The organism is Ruegeria sp. G12 (genome assembly GCF_056533565.1).
Window position 1 is genome coordinate 498,548 of record NZ_JBQFOO010000002.1, and the last position, 17,876, is coordinate 516,423.

The 17,876-nt window shown below is 57.8% G+C and carries 15 protein-coding genes and 2 tRNA genes; 8 read left to right on the forward strand and 9 right to left on the reverse strand.

Translation table 11 applies throughout. From position 1 onward, the window contains the following. Positions 1–153 precede the first annotated feature (153 nt). Positions 154–915: an NAD kinase gene (locus ACR0JN_RS06310; RefSeq protein ID WP_480884785.1), complete on the reverse strand. Its 762-nt coding sequence runs from the start codon at positions 913–915 to the stop codon at positions 154–156. A 167-nt stretch (positions 916–1,082) separates the two neighbouring features. On the opposite strand from ACR0JN_RS06310, the gene glyA reads away from it, so the two are divergent. Continuing rightward, a complete protein-coding gene (glyA, locus tag ACR0JN_RS06315; RefSeq protein WP_480884786.1) occupies positions 1,083–2,378 on the forward strand; it encodes a serine hydroxymethyltransferase in 1,296 nt (431 codons plus the stop codon). Between the two features lie 65 nt (positions 2,379–2,443). Here the strand turns inward: glyA and ACR0JN_RS06320 are convergent, their stop codons facing one another. Further along, positions 2,444–2,818, reverse strand: a complete 375-nt coding sequence (locus ACR0JN_RS06320) for a hypothetical protein (protein WP_480884787.1) — start codon at positions 2,816–2,818, stop codon at positions 2,444–2,446. A 47-nt stretch (positions 2,819–2,865) separates the two neighbouring features. On the opposite strand from ACR0JN_RS06320, the gene ACR0JN_RS06325 reads away from it, so the two are divergent. Then, positions 2,866–3,666, forward strand: coding sequence for an alpha/beta fold hydrolase (locus ACR0JN_RS06325; RefSeq protein WP_480884788.1), 801 nt, complete (start codon positions 2,866–2,868; stop codon positions 3,664–3,666). Between the two features lie 100 nt (positions 3,667–3,766). Here ACR0JN_RS06325 and ACR0JN_RS06330 read toward each other — a convergent pair whose 3' ends face one another. The 5 genes from ACR0JN_RS06330 to ACR0JN_RS06350 form a co-directional block, all read right to left on the reverse strand. Beyond that, positions 3,767–3,952: a hypothetical protein gene (locus ACR0JN_RS06330; protein WP_480884789.1), complete on the reverse strand. Its 186-nt coding sequence runs from the start codon at positions 3,950–3,952 to the stop codon at positions 3,767–3,769. Positions 3,953–4,052: 100 nt separating this feature from the next. Further along, entirely contained in the window at positions 4,053–5,405 is a 1,353-nt protein-coding gene (locus tag ACR0JN_RS06335) for an HlyD family type I secretion periplasmic adaptor subunit (RefSeq protein ID WP_480815104.1), read from the reverse strand. 11 nt (positions 5,406–5,416) lie between these two features. Then, positions 5,417–7,669, reverse strand: coding sequence for a type I secretion system permease/ATPase (locus ACR0JN_RS06340; RefSeq protein WP_480884790.1), 2,253 nt, complete (start codon positions 7,667–7,669; stop codon positions 5,417–5,419). 38 nt (positions 7,670–7,707) lie between these two features. Continuing rightward, entirely contained in the window at positions 7,708–9,648 is a 1,941-nt protein-coding gene (locus ACR0JN_RS06345) for a type I secretion protein (RefSeq protein ID WP_480884791.1), read from the reverse strand. Between the two features lie 131 nt (positions 9,649–9,779). Continuing rightward, positions 9,780–12,074, reverse strand: coding sequence for a hypothetical protein (locus ACR0JN_RS06350; RefSeq protein ID WP_480884792.1), 2,295 nt, complete (start codon positions 12,072–12,074; stop codon positions 9,780–9,782). A gap of 618 nt (positions 12,075–12,692) precedes the next feature. Between ACR0JN_RS06350 and ACR0JN_RS06355 the strand changes: the two genes are divergently transcribed. Continuing rightward, positions 12,693–13,421, forward strand: a complete 729-nt coding sequence (locus ACR0JN_RS06355; protein WP_480884793.1) for a helix-turn-helix transcriptional regulator — start codon at positions 12,693–12,695, stop codon at positions 13,419–13,421. Beyond that, complete coding sequence (locus tag ACR0JN_RS06360) at positions 13,414–13,911, forward strand: hypothetical protein (protein WP_480884794.1); 498 nt, start codon at positions 13,414–13,416, stop codon at positions 13,909–13,911. The genes ACR0JN_RS06355 and ACR0JN_RS06360 overlap by 8 nt, the downstream gene beginning before the upstream one ends. A gap of 70 nt (positions 13,912–13,981) precedes the next feature. Here ACR0JN_RS06360 and ACR0JN_RS06365 read toward each other — a convergent pair. Next, positions 13,982–14,067, reverse strand: a tRNA-Leu gene (locus ACR0JN_RS06365). Positions 14,068–14,282: 215 nt separating this feature from the next. Continuing rightward, positions 14,283–14,353, reverse strand: a tRNA-OTHER gene (locus ACR0JN_RS06370). Between the two features lie 351 nt (positions 14,354–14,704). Between ACR0JN_RS06370 and ACR0JN_RS06375 the strand changes: the two genes are divergently transcribed. The 4 genes from ACR0JN_RS06375 (at position 14,705) to ACR0JN_RS06390 (ending at position 17,867) form a co-directional block, all read left to right on the forward strand. Further along, positions 14,705–15,871: a tyrosine-type recombinase/integrase gene (locus ACR0JN_RS06375; protein ID WP_480884796.1), complete on the forward strand. Its 1,167-nt coding sequence runs from the start codon at positions 14,705–14,707 to the stop codon at positions 15,869–15,871. Continuing rightward, entirely contained in the window at positions 15,868–16,644 is a 777-nt protein-coding gene (locus tag ACR0JN_RS06380; protein WP_480884797.1) for a hypothetical protein, read from the forward strand. Before ACR0JN_RS06375 ends, ACR0JN_RS06380 begins: the two co-directional genes overlap by 4 nt. Before the next feature lie 156 nt (positions 16,645–16,800). Beyond that, positions 16,801–16,992 carry a helix-turn-helix transcriptional regulator gene (locus ACR0JN_RS06385; RefSeq protein WP_480884798.1) on the forward strand — a complete coding sequence of 64 codons (192 nt, stop codon included), beginning with the start codon at positions 16,801–16,803 and terminating at the stop codon, positions 16,990–16,992. After that, a complete protein-coding gene (locus ACR0JN_RS06390; protein ID WP_480884800.1) occupies positions 16,989–17,867 on the forward strand; it encodes a hypothetical protein in 879 nt (292 codons plus the stop codon). Before ACR0JN_RS06385 ends, ACR0JN_RS06390 begins: the two co-directional genes overlap by 4 nt. Positions 17,868–17,876: the final 9 nt, after the last annotated feature.

The following is a 17,876-nucleotide window of genomic DNA, read 5'->3' on the forward strand; positions in this document are numbered from 1 at the left end:
CGCGAAAACTGCGCAATCATTCGAAAACACCGTTGGTGGCCACTCACTCCCACCTTGGCGTGTTCTCCGGGCAAGTTCAGAGTACCTCAAGGTCGATCAGTTTCGTGTGAACTGGTTCACATAAGCAAGAATATTTCGCCAAATTACTGAAAATCATGTGAATTGTTCGGAGATCAAACGCTCTTCCAACCCGTGTCCGGGGTCAAAAAGTATCCTGTGCGTGATCGCAGGCTCGGATTTGATTTCCACCCAATCGACGTCAGGGAAGGCAACTGAATCGGCGGACACGATGACCGGGCGCTTGTCCGCGTCCAGCACATCAAACCTTACCTTGGCGATCTTGGGCAGCAATGCGCCGCGCCAGCGACGCGGGCGAAAGGCGGCAATCGGCGTCAGCGCCAGAACGTCCGAACCAATCGGCAGAATAGGACCATGGGCCGAGTAATTATATGCCGTCGAGCCCGCCGCCGTAGACAGCAACGCCCCGTCGCAGACCAGTTCCCCCATCCGCTCGCGGCCATCCACGCTGATCTTCAGCCGCGCGGCCTGCGGTCCAGCGCGCAGCAGGGATACCTCGTTGATGGCCAGCGCCTCGTGCAGGGTGCCTGACTGATCCATCGCGCGCATGGCCAGCGGGTTGATGACCTCTTCCTCGGCATCGGCCAGACGGTCCATCAGGTCTTCTTCGTGATATTCGTTCATCAGAAACCCGATGGTGCCCCGGTTCATCCCGTAAACCGGCGTATCGAGATGATGCATGCTGTGCATCGTGTGCAGCATGAACCCGTCGCCGCCCAAAGCGACCACGACATCCGCGTCCCGCGGGGCGGCGTTGCCATATCTGGCGACCAGATTGTCACGGGCCGATTGCGCCACCTTGGCATCGCTCGCAAGAAAGGCGATTCTCTTGATCATGTTTTCCGGTTTCCGGTCCTGCACATTTGGTTCCGAAACAAACATACCTTTCCGCAATAGGCCAGTCTTGACGCCGCAGCGGGCCATTTCGTCGCTTTAGGGCTGTTACCCAGGGTATGTTTCCGATAGGAAATCCGCCAGATAAACCCCAGTTCTGTGGAGCCACTATGAACGCCAACCTTCGTGATACCGGTTTCTTCACCCAGTCCCTCGCAGATCGTGACCCAGAGCTGTTTGGCTCGATCACATCCGAGTTGGGTCGTCAGCGCGACGAGATCGAGCTGATCGCGTCCGAGAACATCGTCTCTGCCGCCGTGATGGAGGCGCAGGGCTCGGTCATGACCAACAAATACGCCGAGGGCTATCCGGGCCGCCGCTACTACGGCGGTTGCCAGTTCGTCGATATCGCCGAGAATCTGGCCATCGACCGCGCGAAAGAGCTGTTTGGCTGTGGGTTTGCCAACGTGCAGCCGAACTCGGGCTCGCAGGCGAACCAGGGCGTGTTCCAGGCTCTGATCCAGCCTGGCGACACTATTCTGGGCATGTCGCTGGACGCAGGCGGTCACCTGACCCACGGCGCGCGTCCGAACCAGTCGGGCAAGTGGTTCAACGCGGTGCAGTATGGCGTCCGCAAGCAGGACAACATGCTGGACTATGATCAGGTTGAGGCGCTGGCGAAAGAACATAACCCCAAGCTGATCATCGCGGGCGGCTCGGCCATTCCACGCCAGATTGATTTCGCACGTATGCGTGAGATCGCCGACATGGTCGGTGCCTACCTGCATGTCGACATGGCGCATTTCGCCGGTCTGGTTGCGGCAGGCGAGCACCCCTCGCCCTTCCCGCATGCGCATGTGGCGACGACGACCACGCACAAGACCCTGCGCGGTCCGCGCGGCGGCATGATCCTGACCAATGATGAAGATATCGCCAAGAAAGTGAACTCGGCCATCTTCCCCGGCATTCAGGGCGGCCCGCTGATGCATGTCATCGCAGGCAAGGCCGTAGCCTTTGGCGAGGCGCTGCAGCCCGCGTTCAAGGACTATATCAAGCAGGTCGTTGTGAATGCACAGGCGCTGTCGGATCACCTGATCAAGGGCGGCCTGGACACCGTGACCCACGGCACCGACACCCATGTCGTGCTGGTTGACCTGCGCCCCAAAGGCGTCAAGGGCAACGCCACCGAAAAGGCCTTGGGCCGCGCCCATATCACCTGCAACAAGAACGGCGTGCCGTTTGACCCCGAGAAGCCGACGATCACCAGCGGCATCCGTCTGGGCTCGCCCGCCGGAACCACCCGTGGCTTTGGCGAGACCGAGTTCCGCCAGATCGCGGACTGGATCATCGAGGTTGTCGACGGTCTGGCCGCCAACGGCGAAGACGGCAACGCCGAGGTCGAAGCGAAGGTGAAGGCCGAAGTCGCCGAACTGTGCGCGCGCTTCCCGATCTATCCGAACCTATAAACGATTTGAAACAAACGAGAACGGCGCCCATGTGGCGCCGTTTTTCGTGGCCTCTACGCGGCTGGTCAAATGAAACCGCGCCACAAAAGAACGACCAGAAACAGCACCGCTAGGGCCAACAGATTGAACGCCAGCCCGCCCAGCAGTCCAAGAAACCAGCCCCATCTGCGATCCGCCAGATTGATCGCGGTCAGATGCGCCTGCACCTCTTCCGAGGCTTGGATCAGTTTCGGGTTATCCAGAACAAGCCTCAGCTTGGGATGGGCAGCCATCTGCTCGGCCTGCGCCAGAACCATCGCTTTCTTGTAGATCCGGCGCGGCAGACGCCGTTTTGCATGCCGGACCGAGGCCGTCAGGGTCTTGCCCCGCACGCCCAGCTTCGCGCGCAGCAGCGCGATCGTTTCGGCAATCCGGTACTGGATATCTGTGTCCTGCGACATTGGCCCCTCCTGAACGGGTAATCTACCTGTCACCGGGGCTGTGAACAATGGGGCTGGTCGTTTTCGATCGCGCCGGGTATCACCCGACCATGTTGCACACGATCGTACATGGTGAACCGACCGAAAATCCCCCTTTGGTCATCGCGCATGGCCTTTACGGCTCGGCCCGGAACTGGGGGGTGATTGCGAAACGGCTGTCGGACGAGCGGCAGGTGATCGCGGTGGGCATGCGCAATCACGCGTTCAGCATCTGGACCGACCAGCACACCTATCCGCAAATGGCTGAGGATTTGACCGAAGTGATCGGCCATTTCGGCGGGAAAGCGGACGTGCTGGGCCATTCGATGGGCGGTAAAGCAGCGATGACGCTGGCACTGCAGCACGGCGATCTGCTGCGCAAGCTGGTCGTCGCGGACATCGCGCCGGTGGCCTACAGCCACAGCCAGATTCAGTTTATCGAGGCGATGAAGGCGGTGGACTTCTCAAGCGTCTCGCGTCGGTCGGATGTGGAACAACAACTGGCCGGGCTGGGTGTCGAACCGGCGTTGCAAAGCTTCTTTACCCAATCCCTGGATATTCCCGGCAAGCGGTGGTTGCTGAATCTGGATGTGCTGGCCACCGAAATGCCCAAAATCATGGGTTTCCCCGACATCCAAGGCGCGTGGGACGGCCCGACATTGTTCCTGTCCGGCGCAAGCTCGGACTACGTACTGCCGGAACACCGCGCCAAAATCCGCGCGCTGTTCCCACGCGCGCGCTTTGCCAAAATACCCGGCGCGGGGCATTGGCTGCATGCCGAGAAACCACGCGAGTTCGAAGCCGCCGTCAGAACCTTCCTGAACGCCTAAGGCGTTTTGCGTATTAGCTGAAACAGATCTATCGAAATGCGCGCTCGACCGAAGGAAGAGGCAGCGCATTTCGATTCAAATCAAACGCAAAACGATCCGATCAAGCGCCCTGATATAGGCGCTTGGCAACCAGCCAGGATGCAGGGGCGGCGACGATGGCCCCAACTGCCGCGGCCGAGACGATGGCCGCGACCGAGACCATCCCCATGGACAACACCGCGATAACGGCCGATCCAGCCAAGGCGGTTGCGATCAGAGAATACAATGTGGCGGCTAGGCGTGTCATGGCCGGTCATCCTGTTGATTGGAATTCTTCCACCATATTACGCAATTCGAATGTGAGTGGCCTTGATATGGGTCAGATCAGGCAGCCATGATTGGTAAACCTAATGCTCGCGGAACGCGCGGGACATGCTGTCTGTCACCGGCTTGGCGATATAGGCGGCGAAGGTGCGTTCCTCGGTCTGGATCATGATCTCAGCCGGCATGCCCGGCGTGGGGATGAACCCGCGCACCCGCTCCAACTCGTCCGGAGTAAGCGAAATACGCGCCAGATAGACCTCTTGCGGCACGCCTGTCGTATCCTCAAGCAGCGCGTCTGCCGAGATATAGAACACCTCACCCTGCAGAACCGGCGTGGTCCGCTGGTTGAGTGCGACCAGTCGCACCGTGGCCTCCTGCCCGGTTGCGACGCTGTCGATTTCGGTGCGGGGGATCTGCGCCTCGATAATCAGCGGGGCGTCGGCGGGCAGAATCTCGGCGATGGGCTCACCGGTTTCGATCACGCCGCCGGGGGTGTGGTAGTGCAACCGAACGACCGTGCCGGTGACCGGCGCGCGCACGACGGCGCGGGCCAGAACGCTACGCGCCTGCCGCGATTTCTCGCGGACACTTTCAAGATCGGCCTCGATCACGCCCAACTCGTCCAGCGCGGCCTCGCGATAAGCGGCCTTGGTACGCGCGATCTGTTCTTCGTATTTCAAAAGCATCTGGTTGATTTCTGCCGTTTCAGCCTGCAACCGGGCATGCTGGCCTTCGGCCTCGGCCTGAACGCGGCGGATGGTGTTCAGGTCACCCTTACGCACCAGTCCCTTGTCGAACAGAGACTTTTTCGTATCGTACTCTTCCTGCAGGATTTCCGCACGCCGCACCATGCTGGCCAGTTGCGCCTCGAACCCGCTGGCACGGATTTTCAGGGCCTCCATATTGCGTTCCAGCAGCGCCACGTCATTCAGCAGGGTCTTGCGCGACAGCTCAAAGCTGAGTTTTTGCCCATCAAGGATGGTCATCACCTCAACGTCCTTGGAGGCTTCGATCAGGTTGGCCGAGAAGTTCAGTTTGTCCTGCTCGCGATATTCGGCCAGAAGGCGTTCGGTCATGGCTTGCAGACGCGCCTGGCGGATGAACAGCTCGCGCTCATTCGCCTCGGCCGAGGTCTGGTCCAGCGTCATCAGCACTTCGCCAGCGGTCACGGTCTGCCCTTCCATGACTTTGATTTCTTCGATAATGCCGCCTTCCAGATGCTGCACAATCTTGTTGCGCCCGGTCGCAACAAAGCTACCCTGCGCGATCACAGCCGCCGCAAGCGGCGCGCTGAACGACCAGACGCCGAAGCCGCCGAAACAGACCACCAGCATCACCATGCCGATCACAATCAGCCGGTTGATCGAGCGCGGAACCTCGGCATACCAAACGGTGGGGTCCTTGGGAGAGTCGTCTACGGGTACAAGATCGTTCATGGTCAGACCCCCTATTGGCCTTCAATTCCGGGCTGTTTGCGCGATGCAGCCAACTGCTGCAGAACCTGCTCACGCTGTCCGAACAACGCCACGCGTCCGTCGGTCAGCAGCATGATCTTGTCCACCACGCTCAGCAACGTCGGTTTCTGCGTGATCACCACGACGGTGATCTTGCTTTCCCGCGCCTGTTCAATCGCTCGGGCCAGCGCCTTGTCGCCAGCCACATCAAGGTTCGAGTTCGGCTCGTCCAGCACAACCATCCGCGGGTTTCCGAAGAAGGCGCGCGCCAGTGCGATGCGTTGTTTCTGACCGCCCGACAGGGGCGAGCCATCGGCGGCCACCACGGTCTCGTACCCCTGCGGCAGGGTTGCGATCATGTTGTGCACGTCCGCCAGAACGGCGGCGTCATGGATTTGCTCATCCGTTGCGTCCGCGCGCATGCGTCCGATGTTGTCCTTGATGGTGCCGGGGAACAGTTGTACGTCCTGCGGCAGGTAGCCGATGCTTTCACCGAACTGGCGCGGGTCCCAGTTGCGGATGTCCATCAGGTCCAGACGCACACTGCCCGAGGTGGGCAGGATCGAGCCCACCAGCGTCTTGCCCAGCGTGGTTTTGCCCGCGCCGGAATTGCCGATGATGGCCAGCGTCTCGCCCGGGTTGAGCGAGAAACTGATCCCGTTCAGTACGACGCGCTTGGTACCGCCAGGCACATAGAGCAGCCGCTCGACATCCACCCGGCCCTCGGGGCGCGGCAGGCGCAGTTTTTCGAACTGCAGGGCCGAGCTCGACAGCAGTGCGTTGATCCGGCTGTAGGCCCCGCGTGTCATCAGGAAACTGTTCCACCCTTCGATGGAGCCTTCGATCGGCGCAAAGGCACGTCCGGCAATGATCGACGCGGCGATCACCATACCGCCCGTGATCTCTCCCTGCAGCGCCAGAAACGCGCCCCAGCCCAGAATGCCGATCTGGGTCAGCAGGCGTATCGCGCGTGAGATGGCGGCAAAAACAACATTGCGGTCCTGCGCCCGCACCTGCCAGGTCAGGGACTGCGCGGTGTCGCGGCCCCAGATCCGCACAGCTTCGGGGATCATGGCCAACGCGTTGATGATCTGACTGTTGCGCGCCATCGAATCCAGATGCTGGTTCGCCATGGATTGCGCCCGGTTCGCCTCGGAGAAGGGCTTGGCGGTCATCTTCTGGTTAATCAGTGCAATGGTCATCAGTAGCAAAGCGGTGACCACAACGATCATGCCCAATTGCGGGTGCACCAAAAAGATCATCAGGATGAACATCGGTGCAAACGGGACATCCAGAAACGAAATCAGCGTACCCGACACCAGAAAACCACGCACCTGCTGCAGATCGCCCAGCGTCTGATACTCGCGTCCGCTACCGTGAAGTGAGGCATGGGCGGCGGCGCTCAGCACCGGTGCCCCAAGGCGGGCTGCAATCTCGACCCCGGTCCGCATCAGCATGAACCGTCGGATCGCGTCAAATGCGGATTGGAAGATCACCGCCCCCGCAACGATGGCCGTCAGCATGATCAGCGTGTCCAGAGACCGGCTGGTCAGCACCCGGTCACTGATCTGGAACAGGTAGATCGGGATCGCCAGGATCAGGATGTTGGTTGCACAGGTCAGCACCAACACAAACGCCAGATTGCGCCAGATCGCCCGCATCGAGGTTTTCAGCGTTTGCTGAAAATCCTCGGGCGGGGTGCGCTTGTGGAAAGTTTGGGGTGGCCCATTCCCGCCACCGCCGCCGGACTTGGCCCGCATCAGTGGCTCGTTTGCTTTAGCCTCAATCGTGGTGCCTATGCGATCGCCGCCAGATGCGGGCGCTGAGGGGGTCGTGCGCGCTGTGGCATCCTTGGCGGTTTCGGGACCGAAGCCATCGCCATCGGCCACCCCTGCGCCACCGCCCGCAGGGTCTTGATCTTGCGCGGGCCGCGGCTGTTCGCGCCGTTGGGGAGGAACGGCACGTGTTGTCTGTTGATCTGCTGGGTTTTCCGGTTGCTGTGGCCGGGCAGTATCCTCCATTGAACGCGCGGGCGGTTCCGGTTCCGCTGCCACTTTCGCCGCCTGCCTTTCATCCGCTTCAAGCACGCGCATCTCCTCGGTCAGACTCAGGCGCGCTGCGCCTTTGGTGCCCGACTTCGGGCGCGCCAGCCTGTCGCCTGTTTCAGGCTTCAGCGGGCCAGTGCCACCGTGCCGATCCAGAGGGCTGGCATATAAGGTACGGCGCGACGAAAACATAATCGACATCTACTAACCTTCTGGTCACTCGTAAAAACATGGGAAACTCAGGCCAGCATGGACTGCAGGCCGTCTTCGGTACTGAACTCTTCTGTTGGCGTCAGTTGCGGTGCTGTTCCGGCCTCCATCTGTCCGCCAGAGGCTTCTTCCATGATCATGGCAATCGCCTCATTGGTCAGTTCCGCGATTTCTTCATTGTCCGGCATATCAATGAGGCTGGCCTGATGAATCAGCAGGTCGGAATACTCCCCCTCACCGGTCATGACGATGGAATCGACGCCTAACTTGGTGACGTCAGCGGCATTCAGAATGGCATTGCTGCCGGCGACCACTTCGGTTTCCGGGGCGTTCGGCCCCGACAGATGCACGTCGTCCTGATCAAGCATCATGGTGACCTGTTCCATAATGTTGACCTGCATCAGGTCACCATCGATCTTCAGGACCCGCATCTGCTCCATCCCGGCAAACATCGGGTCATTCAGCAACGCCTGTTCAAGCGCCTCCATGTCCATCTCTTGCAGCGCCATCGCGTTCGAGATGTTGTCGCCGAGATCCTCGTGCGTGTCTTCGCCCATCGTGGTGATCGAGGCGTCGTTCATCACCAGGTTTTCGTCGTCGCCGTCTTCGTGAGTGGCGGGGATAACGCCTGTAACGATGTCGTCATCCATCAGAGCGATGCTCTGTTGCAGCACATCGACCGAAATCATATCCCCACCGATCATGACCAGGTCGTAGTAGCTGCCAAGCTGAATGATGTCGGTCACGTTGACCATCTCGTTATCGCCCAGCGCGTACAGCGTGGACGAAGCCGAGATTTCGGTCTGAATGTGGTCGATATCCGTCGCGTCGATCAGTTGGCTGATGAAGTTCGCAACCACCATATCGCCGTGAACCCAATCGACCGTGATGAAAGCGGGTTGTTCCGTGCCGCCGTCCAGCCACGAGGCTTCGTTGGCCTCGACCACAATCTCGGTGGACTGAATGACATTGGTGCCACTTTCGGTGCCCGGCAGCCCCTGGTCCCAATCCGAAACGGCTGCCACTTGGCTGATCATTGTCAGGTTGATCGACTGACCGCCCACCGCGATGAATGGCGCATCGACCCACGCAACGGTCGTGGATATCGCATTGATCGCCAGATTTCCGCCAGCGATTACCGTATGTCCTTCATCGAAATCAGGGTCTTTCGATTGATCCCATTCGTCTGGGAACTGCGCTTCGTACTCGGCCTCGGCTTCCTCGTCCTCATCGGGTTGATGATACTCGGGAAGCAAATCGTTCCAGACCGGTGCTTCGTCCACATACTCACCGTTCACAATGATGCCCAGCGCATCTTCGCCGTGGAATTGGTGAATGGTGACGCCCTCGACCTCGGAGTTCAACGGGTTCTGCATCTGCTCGGCCAGCTCTTTCACGGCGTCGACGGATGCATAATCCGCAAGGCTGAAAGACGGCGCGGCAAATGCGTGCAGGGACAGGGCGGTATCCAGAAACGCTTCGCCCTCGGCAATCAGGGCCTCAGTGTCGCGAAAGTCGCCCTCGCCCACCGTATCGTTGTCGCGCAGGAACAGCTTTTGCAGCGTGAAGGTTACAGCCGAACCCAAGGGTTCGATTTCCGGACGAATGAACAGCACTTCAAAGTTTACATCAGGACCCCCGAAAAATGACTCGGGAACGAACCGTTCGGCCAGCGGGACGCCATCCAGATAGATCGCGGCCTCTTGAATGGGGCCAAACGGGGCCGGTGGCAGAGGAAGGTCTGCGGGCGGCGCGTCGAATTTGAAAGGAAGGGGTTTGTAGTCGCCCGGATCAAGTTCGAGCTTGGCTTTGACATTGATTTTGATGGGGTCTTCCAGTTCATCAAGCTCGGCTTTGCGCCGCATGGCCGTGAACTCTTCGTATTGATCCCGCAACCGGGCCTGTTCGGTGGTTAGCTCAAAAGTTCCAATAAAATGGGCAATCTTCTCGGTAATACTGTCAAGGGCCATATCGGTCATCCTTTACACCCGCAACGGCTACAATTTCCGCCTTGGGTTCAGCTTGACCGAGGCCGCAGATTACGGCCCCGGCGTTATCGTTAAAATCACGGGGCCCGAGAATGCGGACCCCGTTTTACTGTTTACGCGTCGGTGTCGTCGCTTGCGTAGGACGACGTCATCGAACCGCCAACCATGGTCGTATCGACCGAGTTACCAAGCACGTTGGCACCCATGACGATCGACTGGTTGAACGCCGATGTATCGACAACGGCTGCCGCCGAAGCGTAGGACTCGCCAGTCACGATACCATCGCCACTGTTGTTCGAACCCCATGCGCCGCCGTTACCGCCAGCACCGCCGTCGCCCGAGTAGGCGCCAGCCGCGCTACCACCGGTGATCGTGCCACCCATGGTGTCGCCGGACATCGCCGTACCGGTTGCCGCGCCGCTGGTTCCGCCGGTTGCAGCAGATGCACCACCGGCACCGCTTGCGCCCGAACTTGCCGCGCCGGTCGCGCTGCCGGACCCGGTCGAGGTCGCATCGTTGTCCGAGCTACCCGCACCGCCGTAACCGGCAATCGCTTCTGCCAAGGCGTCTGCCGAACCTTCGTTGTCGGAGTCGCCCATAACATCAGCAGCACCGCCAGCACCGGCCGTATTGGCTGCATCGGCAGATCCCGCACCACTACCGGTCGAGGTCGCTGTCGGCGTGGTCGTACCACCGGCACCACCGTCACCGTCGGCTGCTGCCGTACCGGTGCCAGTACCGTTTGCCGCACCGTCGGCATCGTTCGTGCCGCCGTCGCCGCCGCTACCATCGGTCGCTTGCGAGTTGTCGGCCGATCCGTTCACGTCGCCCGAGGTCTGGTCGATGTCAGGTCCGCTTGCGGACTGATCGCCAACCGCCTGCGAATCGGCATCCGAGTCAGCCGTACCGCCGGAACCGTCACCGCCGGAACCATCGCCGCCGTCACCGTCACCGCCAGAACCGTCGCCGCCGTTTCCGTCGCCGCCATTGCCGTCGCCGCCTTCACCGGCTTCGGCATCAACCATGCCAAGCTCTTCCTGCAGGGCCATGATTGCCGCTTCGACCAATGCCGCGAAACCGCCTTCGCCGTCACCACCGGTGCCGTCACCGCCAGTTCCGTCGCCGCCGTCTCCGTCACCGCCGGTTCCATCACCGCCGTCTCCATCGCCGCCGTCGCCGTCGGCCGAGCTGTCAGAAGCACTGGACGCAGTACCATCAGCATCATTGCTGCCTGCGGTCGCGTCATTGGCTTCGGTGTCCGCGTCGCCGGAGTTCGATGCCGAGTTATCCGAGGTCGCGTCGCCGTCGCCGCCGTCCGCACCATCGGCACTCGTATCGTTCGTCGCGTTGCCATTGCCGTTGCCGTTGGAGTCAGAGTCGCTGTCGCCGCCATCAGCGTCGCCATACGCGCCTGCACCAGACAGACCAAGGCCAAGGCCCAGACCGAACGAATCCGCGCTACCGCCAGCACCGCCGGTACCCTGACCGTTGGCGTCTGAAGAACCGGAATTGCTGGCCGAAGACGAGTTATCCGCGTCGCCGCCATTGCCGCCGGAGCTGTCGCCGTCAGATGCTGCATCCGAGGTGCCTACACCCATGCTGGCATTGTGTGCGTCACCGGTCGAACCGCCGTCACCGCCGGTCGAGGCCGCATCTGCGCTGCCAGTATGGCCACCCAGAGCATGTGCATGACCACCACTGGTCGCCGAGCTTGCATCACCGCCGTAGCTGGTGCCGCCATAACCGGAGTCACCGCCATTGGCGTTTGAACCGATGCCCTCTTCGGCATGGGCAGTACCGCCATGCGCATCGCCTTCCTGGTGGAACATGCCGTCATTCGACACGGACGCTGACTCGAGCGAGTCGTTGTCATCCAGGGTGTTCACCTGGTTGTTGACCGATGACATCGCGGTCCCGGCACCATCCATTGAGATGTCCAGGTTCATGTCGTCGCCGGGATCGTAGTCAAGATCGCCACCAGCGCTGATCACATCGCCAACCGATGCGTCATCGCCGAGATCCAGATCAACCTGATCGTCATCGCGCGGAATCCACTCGCCGCCGCCAAAGTCGATGTTGATGGCGTTGTTGTTCGAGTTGTCGTTGCTGTCGTCACCAGCATCCAGCGTCTGAGACTGGTCCTGATCCTGACCTTGGTCCTGACCTTGGTCCTGGCCCTGATCTTGACCCTGATCCTGACCTTGCTCTTGGCCCTGATCCTGTCCCTGATCCTGCGCTTGGTCGTTCGAGGATTCGACGTTCTGATCCTGCTGCTGCTGCTGAGCAGTCAGGTCCGCATCAATCGTCGCTTCTGCAATATCCACGTCTGCATCGAGATCGGCGGAGAGATTTTCGACATTAATTTCGTCGACGGTCGTAACATTGGTATTATTTACATTGCGTCTCATAACAATAATCCATCACTGATACGCCAGACCGCCATTCATCTACAAAGCGGTATTCGGCGTGTTGGAAACAAAAAACTCCACATACAGCCGCTGAATTGCGCTGAATGTGGTCGTCAAGCATGTGTCGTGCCCACCTCCCTTCTCGGCCAAGCCGAATTCGCGACCGCTGTTTAGTGCGCCACAATAGGCAGTGCACGGTCACGCAAGGATATTGAAGCTTCCTGAATTGAAGCCCTCTCATCGTTGCAGGGGCACCTGCGAACGCCTAGCTGCCTGAAAGTACTAAAGAGGTTAAAATTTTGATTTTGCTGTATTTTAAGTGCTCAAAAACTCATCTTGGCAAAAAGCGCGCTGAGTTTTGACCGAGGCCGGGAGGCACAAAGAAATCCAATTGTTTCCGCAATTTAGGCACAAAATTGCCTCAAATACCTAAACGAAAGTTCTATGTGAAGCTTCGATTTTCTTTTGCCTTATTGCTGAAAATTCTACTTTCAGGTATAGTCTCCTTACTATTTAATTGAATACACTGCCCTTTCACCGCCCTAAACTTCAGCTTAATTAACGAAACAATTATTATCTCAATTATTACCGGAGAGAATAATAATGAGTGAAACCGTAATGAGTAATTCCGATACCCAAAGCTCCGGTTACGAGGACTTCTCGATCAATTTTATTGGCAAAGAATTATTCTATTCGAATCAAACCCTAAGAAGCGTTCACAATGAATTTGGCGTTCAGGCCCTGCGCCACGAAACGCTTGATGCTCTGGCCGGGACCGCCGCAGCGGGTGGCAGTGTCATGGTTGTCGATCAACTCTTGCTGGATGACCTTCTGGCCCGCCCAAACGATTATATCCGCAATGCCGCGTCCGGGTGCCTGGCCTTTGCCTATCGCAAAGAAGAATCGGCCCGCATCCTTTTTGAGAACTGGGATCGAGAGCGATTCGGCGATATCGGCTATCTGCCCATGAACGTCGCGCCGGATGTTTGGCGGGCGATCCTTAGGCTGCTGATGCATGAGGAACTGTATCTGCCCTGCTTCCTCGCCAACGCCGTGTCCAAACCGAGCCCACGTCCAAACGGACCCGCCCCCGCATCGCCCCGCGCGGACAGTCCGAAACTTCAAAGCCTCTACGCCAAACTGACACGCCGGGAAAAACAGGTCCTGCGGCTGGTTTCTCAGGGGGAAAGCAACAAGGTCATAGCCTCCCGGCTGGGCATTACCGAGCACACGGTCAAGCTGCACATGCATAACGTGGTGGGCAAGATCGGGGTCAGCAACCGCACCGCTGCCGCTCATTTCTATTTTGAGGTCGCGCCAAACGACGCGCAGATTTCAATTGACTGATCCTTTCGAGGCCCGCTTCGACCGCCTGATCCTTCTGGTCGGCAAGCTGAACTATATGTGGACCAACACAGAAAGCCTGCTAATCCACCTGATCGCGGGCCTGAGCGGGACCTCAAAGGATGTCGCAGTGATCATCTTCCTTACTCTGAACACGACCAGAGCCAGGATAGATCTGGTCGAACGTCTGGCCAAAATGGACGGTCGCTCGGCTGAGATACGTGACCCGATTTTGCAGCACACCCATCGCCTCAGCAAACTGTCGGGCATCCGGAACAAATTCAATCACTGCATCTACTCGTTCGACAAGGAAAGTGGGAACCCAAAGACCATCCTGATGCGCATCTCGGACCGCAAAACCGACATCAAACTGGGCCGGGAAGACACGGTAGATGACGAAGCGATACACGAGATCGAGGACGTGGTCGAACAACTGTCAGCCGCAAACCGCGACATCTGGCGCCTGATCACCGAACTGGGTTATCCGGTCTAGTTGTTTCCCCGCAGCGTGGCGCTTGGAGTTAGCACCTTAGCGTCTAATTCCAACCATGCGCCTAAAAACTTGGTACCCGCGGCCGGACTCGAACCGGCACGGCGTTTCCGCCTGGAGATTTTAAGTCTCCTGTGTCTACCATTCCACCACGCGGGCAAAGCGCTTTGACCCGCCGTCGGGCCTGAGAAACCCCTAAAGCGACAAGGTAATGAAGACAATGCGTTTCAGCAGAGAAGAGACGGTTAATTTGAGGTACCTCACAAGCGGGTTTGCTGCCGCACGAGATCGATCATTGTTCAATCAAACGCCTCCGCCTTGGAGGCGCAAAGGTTGCGCCTGCCTAGGAGCGTTTCACTGTATTTGCTGAAAAATGGTGCCCCCACACGGACTCGAACCGCGGACCTACTGATTACAAATCAAGTAGCAAGGGTGTTGCAGGGGCGTGCGAGCCATTGCGATGCGTTACATCTAAGAGATTGATTTCATTCCATTAACGGTGCCAGCCGCATTGCGAGGCGTTATCATTCTTTACATGCGAATGCGACGCGTGATTTGTGAAATTGTCTGCCATATGTCTGACAGGATGAAATGAGAGGCTGGCCTTATCTGGATTGAGAGACTGACCCCGCCACGTGCCGGGCAATGTTCAGTCAAGCCTCAACATGCTGATTTGAAATGATGATTTCAGACCAAGAAAAGTGATCTTATTTCTTGTTGATGCACAGATCCTCGTCGCCCTACGGATGAAGAGGCCAGACCGGAAGTAGGTCGGCCAATTTGAAAGGGTTTGGATATGGTTGAACGTGTCAGATTGACGGATCGCTCGGTTGCTGCGCTCAAGGCACGGGACAAACGCTATGACGTATCGGACAGCCTGCGGGTCGGTCTTCGCGTTCGAATAACCCCAACCGGGATCAAAACATGGGTATTTGAAAAGCGCATTCGTGGCGGACCCTTGCGCAGCCACACCCTTGGCCGTTTTCCTGCCATAACCCTGTCCGAGGCACGAGAGAAAGCTATCGCTCTTGAGAAAGAGGCCATGGAAGGCGTAGACCGCAAAGCCGAACAAATCCGTAAGACCACGGTCGCCACAGTTTTGGAGGCCTACAAGACGCTTCATCTCGACAACCTGAAATCTGGCGCTGAGCGTTACCGCCAGTTGCAGGCAGCATTGGCTGACCAGGCGACCAAACCGATTTCCAAACTGACCCGGCGCGATATGCAGGCTTTCATTGACGCGACCGCAGCCCATGCGCCGATTCACGCAAACCGATACAAGGCTGCATTGAGCGCGTTCGGCAAGTTCGCGTGGCAGAGATCTTACACGGACGAGAACATCGGTGCAGGTCTGTCGAACGCAGTGCGTGAAAAGCCACGCGACCGGGTTCTGACATTGGACGAAATTCGCGCGATCTATGACGCCGCCGAGTTCCTCAGCCCCCTGTGGACACCGATAGTCCGCTTGCTCATCCTGACCGCTCAACGCCGCTCGGACATTTCTCATTTGCGTTGGTCTGAGATCGAACTAGAAAAGCAGCGCTTCACACTACCGGCAGCCCGAACAAAGTCTGGTCGTGCTCACATCGTCCACTTGTCAGAGGCATCGCTTGCGGAGTTACCCAAGCAAGGTAAATGGGACCTGCTGTTTACGACTACTGGCAACAGCCCGGTCTCTGGGTTCAGCAAAATGAAAAGGGAACTCGACAAGCTGCTGCCAAAACTTGAACCATGGCGGTTTCACGATTTCCGCACCTCGTTTGCAACTGTGATGGCAGAGTCAGGGGCCAACGAAGGTGTAGTGGACAGAGTACTCAACCACTCAGCCACAGGATCGGCGGCATCAGCGGTCGCGCGGGTCTACAATATGTCTAGCCAATTACCACAACGAGCCAAAGTACTCGATAAATGGGCCGCGCTCGTAACACAGAAAACCGCGGACGTGGTGAGGATCGCGTCTTGAAGCGGAGCACGCCCGAAGCCAGAAACAAGGCAAGACGAGCACTACTTTTATGGTTTGCAATGTTCAGGCGGGACTACTCTGTACGCCAAGGCGCTAAAATTTTTGCAGAAGTAGTCGGCAAGCAAGAAGGATCGGAGCTGCCTGCAGCGAATGCGGTCATAGAGGAAACTTCACGCCTCCTTGATGCTGAGGATGAACGTTTTAAAAGATTGCTGAACGCTGACGACGCGGACCTTTTAGCCGCCGCGAAATTGAACATGATTGGTTTTGACCCGACACGGCCAGTAGCCTCGCCTGCAGTAGCAGCGTTACTAGAAATTGATGCTGCAATTCACTCCATAGACAACCCGCATCAGTACTTCCCATACTTTGTTGAAGAGCCACTTTTCAAACAATCACACCTGCTAGAAAGACTTATTGTGGCATCGGGCGATCATGCCGATATCAATACCTTCACTGAACACCTGTTTGGTATCCTGCGCCGAAGTCGAGCATATGTGCCTTCAGTACATGGCAAACTACAGCAGCAGTTTCGGCGGGTTAGAAAGCCCATATGCCGACATGGACGCCCCGCCACTGTTGGCAACGAGATGCTGACGTACCTTATCAGAAAAACCATTCACGATATTGGTCTACCAAAGTCGACGGCCGCCAAGATTGTTCAGGAAATTACACATACGGTTCTCTGCACAGTATGGGAGGGCCAGACCGTCGTTCGTAGGCAGTTTGTTCCAACAGATGCGGCAATCAAGAAAATCGTTGAACGACTGTGACTTACTGCGCTCGGAACGGCGACCAGAAACAAAAAAGTTACACCTCATCTTTGCAATAATTTGATTTCAAACGATTTTTTCACTGCTTTTTGGGGAATATTTCTGCGCAACGACTCGCCGTAATTTGGTCATGCAACACAGCCAAGGGCGTAAGACATGACACAACATAAGCTATTGCGGGCGAAAGAGGTGGCCGACATGACCGGCCTATCCATTTCGACCTTCTACGCACAAATTCGACTGGGAATATTCCCCAAGCCCCTCAAAACTAGTGCGAACACGGTGGCTTGGCGCTACTCGGACATTGTCGGCTGGATCGACTCTTTGGAAGAGGCGGCGCGGTCATGAGTATTTTGGACAAAGAGATCGCAGACGTCCTCAACGGGAAACACACAAAATCCAGTTCTCAGGTAACGCAGCTAATTGAGCGCGTTCAGCACGAGATTCCCAATATCAAGGCTGAACAAGCAACGTTCGAGGCGAGTGCATCAAACCCAGCCATCTTGGGAGACGACGTAGAAGCTGCTCGGCAAAAAGTTGTAAGCGCGGAATTTCAACTGAAACGACTAGCCCGTGCCAAAGAGGCCTTGGTTGAATATCGAGACAAGTTGGTTGTTGCTGAACGCGACGAACGACAGAAAGCCGAACATGCAACATGGATAAAGGATCGCAAACGTTGCGAACGAGAAATTACGGAGTTTCTCAACAGGCTTCCACATTTCGCTCGGGTCTTGCATCGCGCAGTCGAACTTGACCAAGCAGGTCAACGTTTCTTTGCCCGTCCGATAGCAGGAACACCGATGAACCCGAAAGACGTGATGGTCAGTGATTATGAACGCCTGCCACCCGTTATTTCAGATAAAATGCGCAAAGAGATACGCCTTGTCAGCGCAGATGGCACTGTTCTCTTCGCCCACACTGAAACCAACCTTAGGCACCCCGGCAATGCGCGCATGTTGCCAGCCAAGTCCGAAAACTTTCGCATAGAAAAAGAAAGCCTTCGTCAGGCGCGGGAACACCAAATATTTGCGCGAACGCTGATCCGTGAGATCGAACAAGCGGCAGAAGCTCACAGTACCAGCGTCGAACAGGCGGCGGTGGTGAAAGGTTACGATGCAAAGGGGCTTTCTGTGCTTCGCAATCAGGCGGACGGTAAGTTTGTGAATGAAGCAATGGACGTTCTGAAAAAAGCCCACGCCAGCGCTTTGAACTCGACCCCCTGACAATTGATC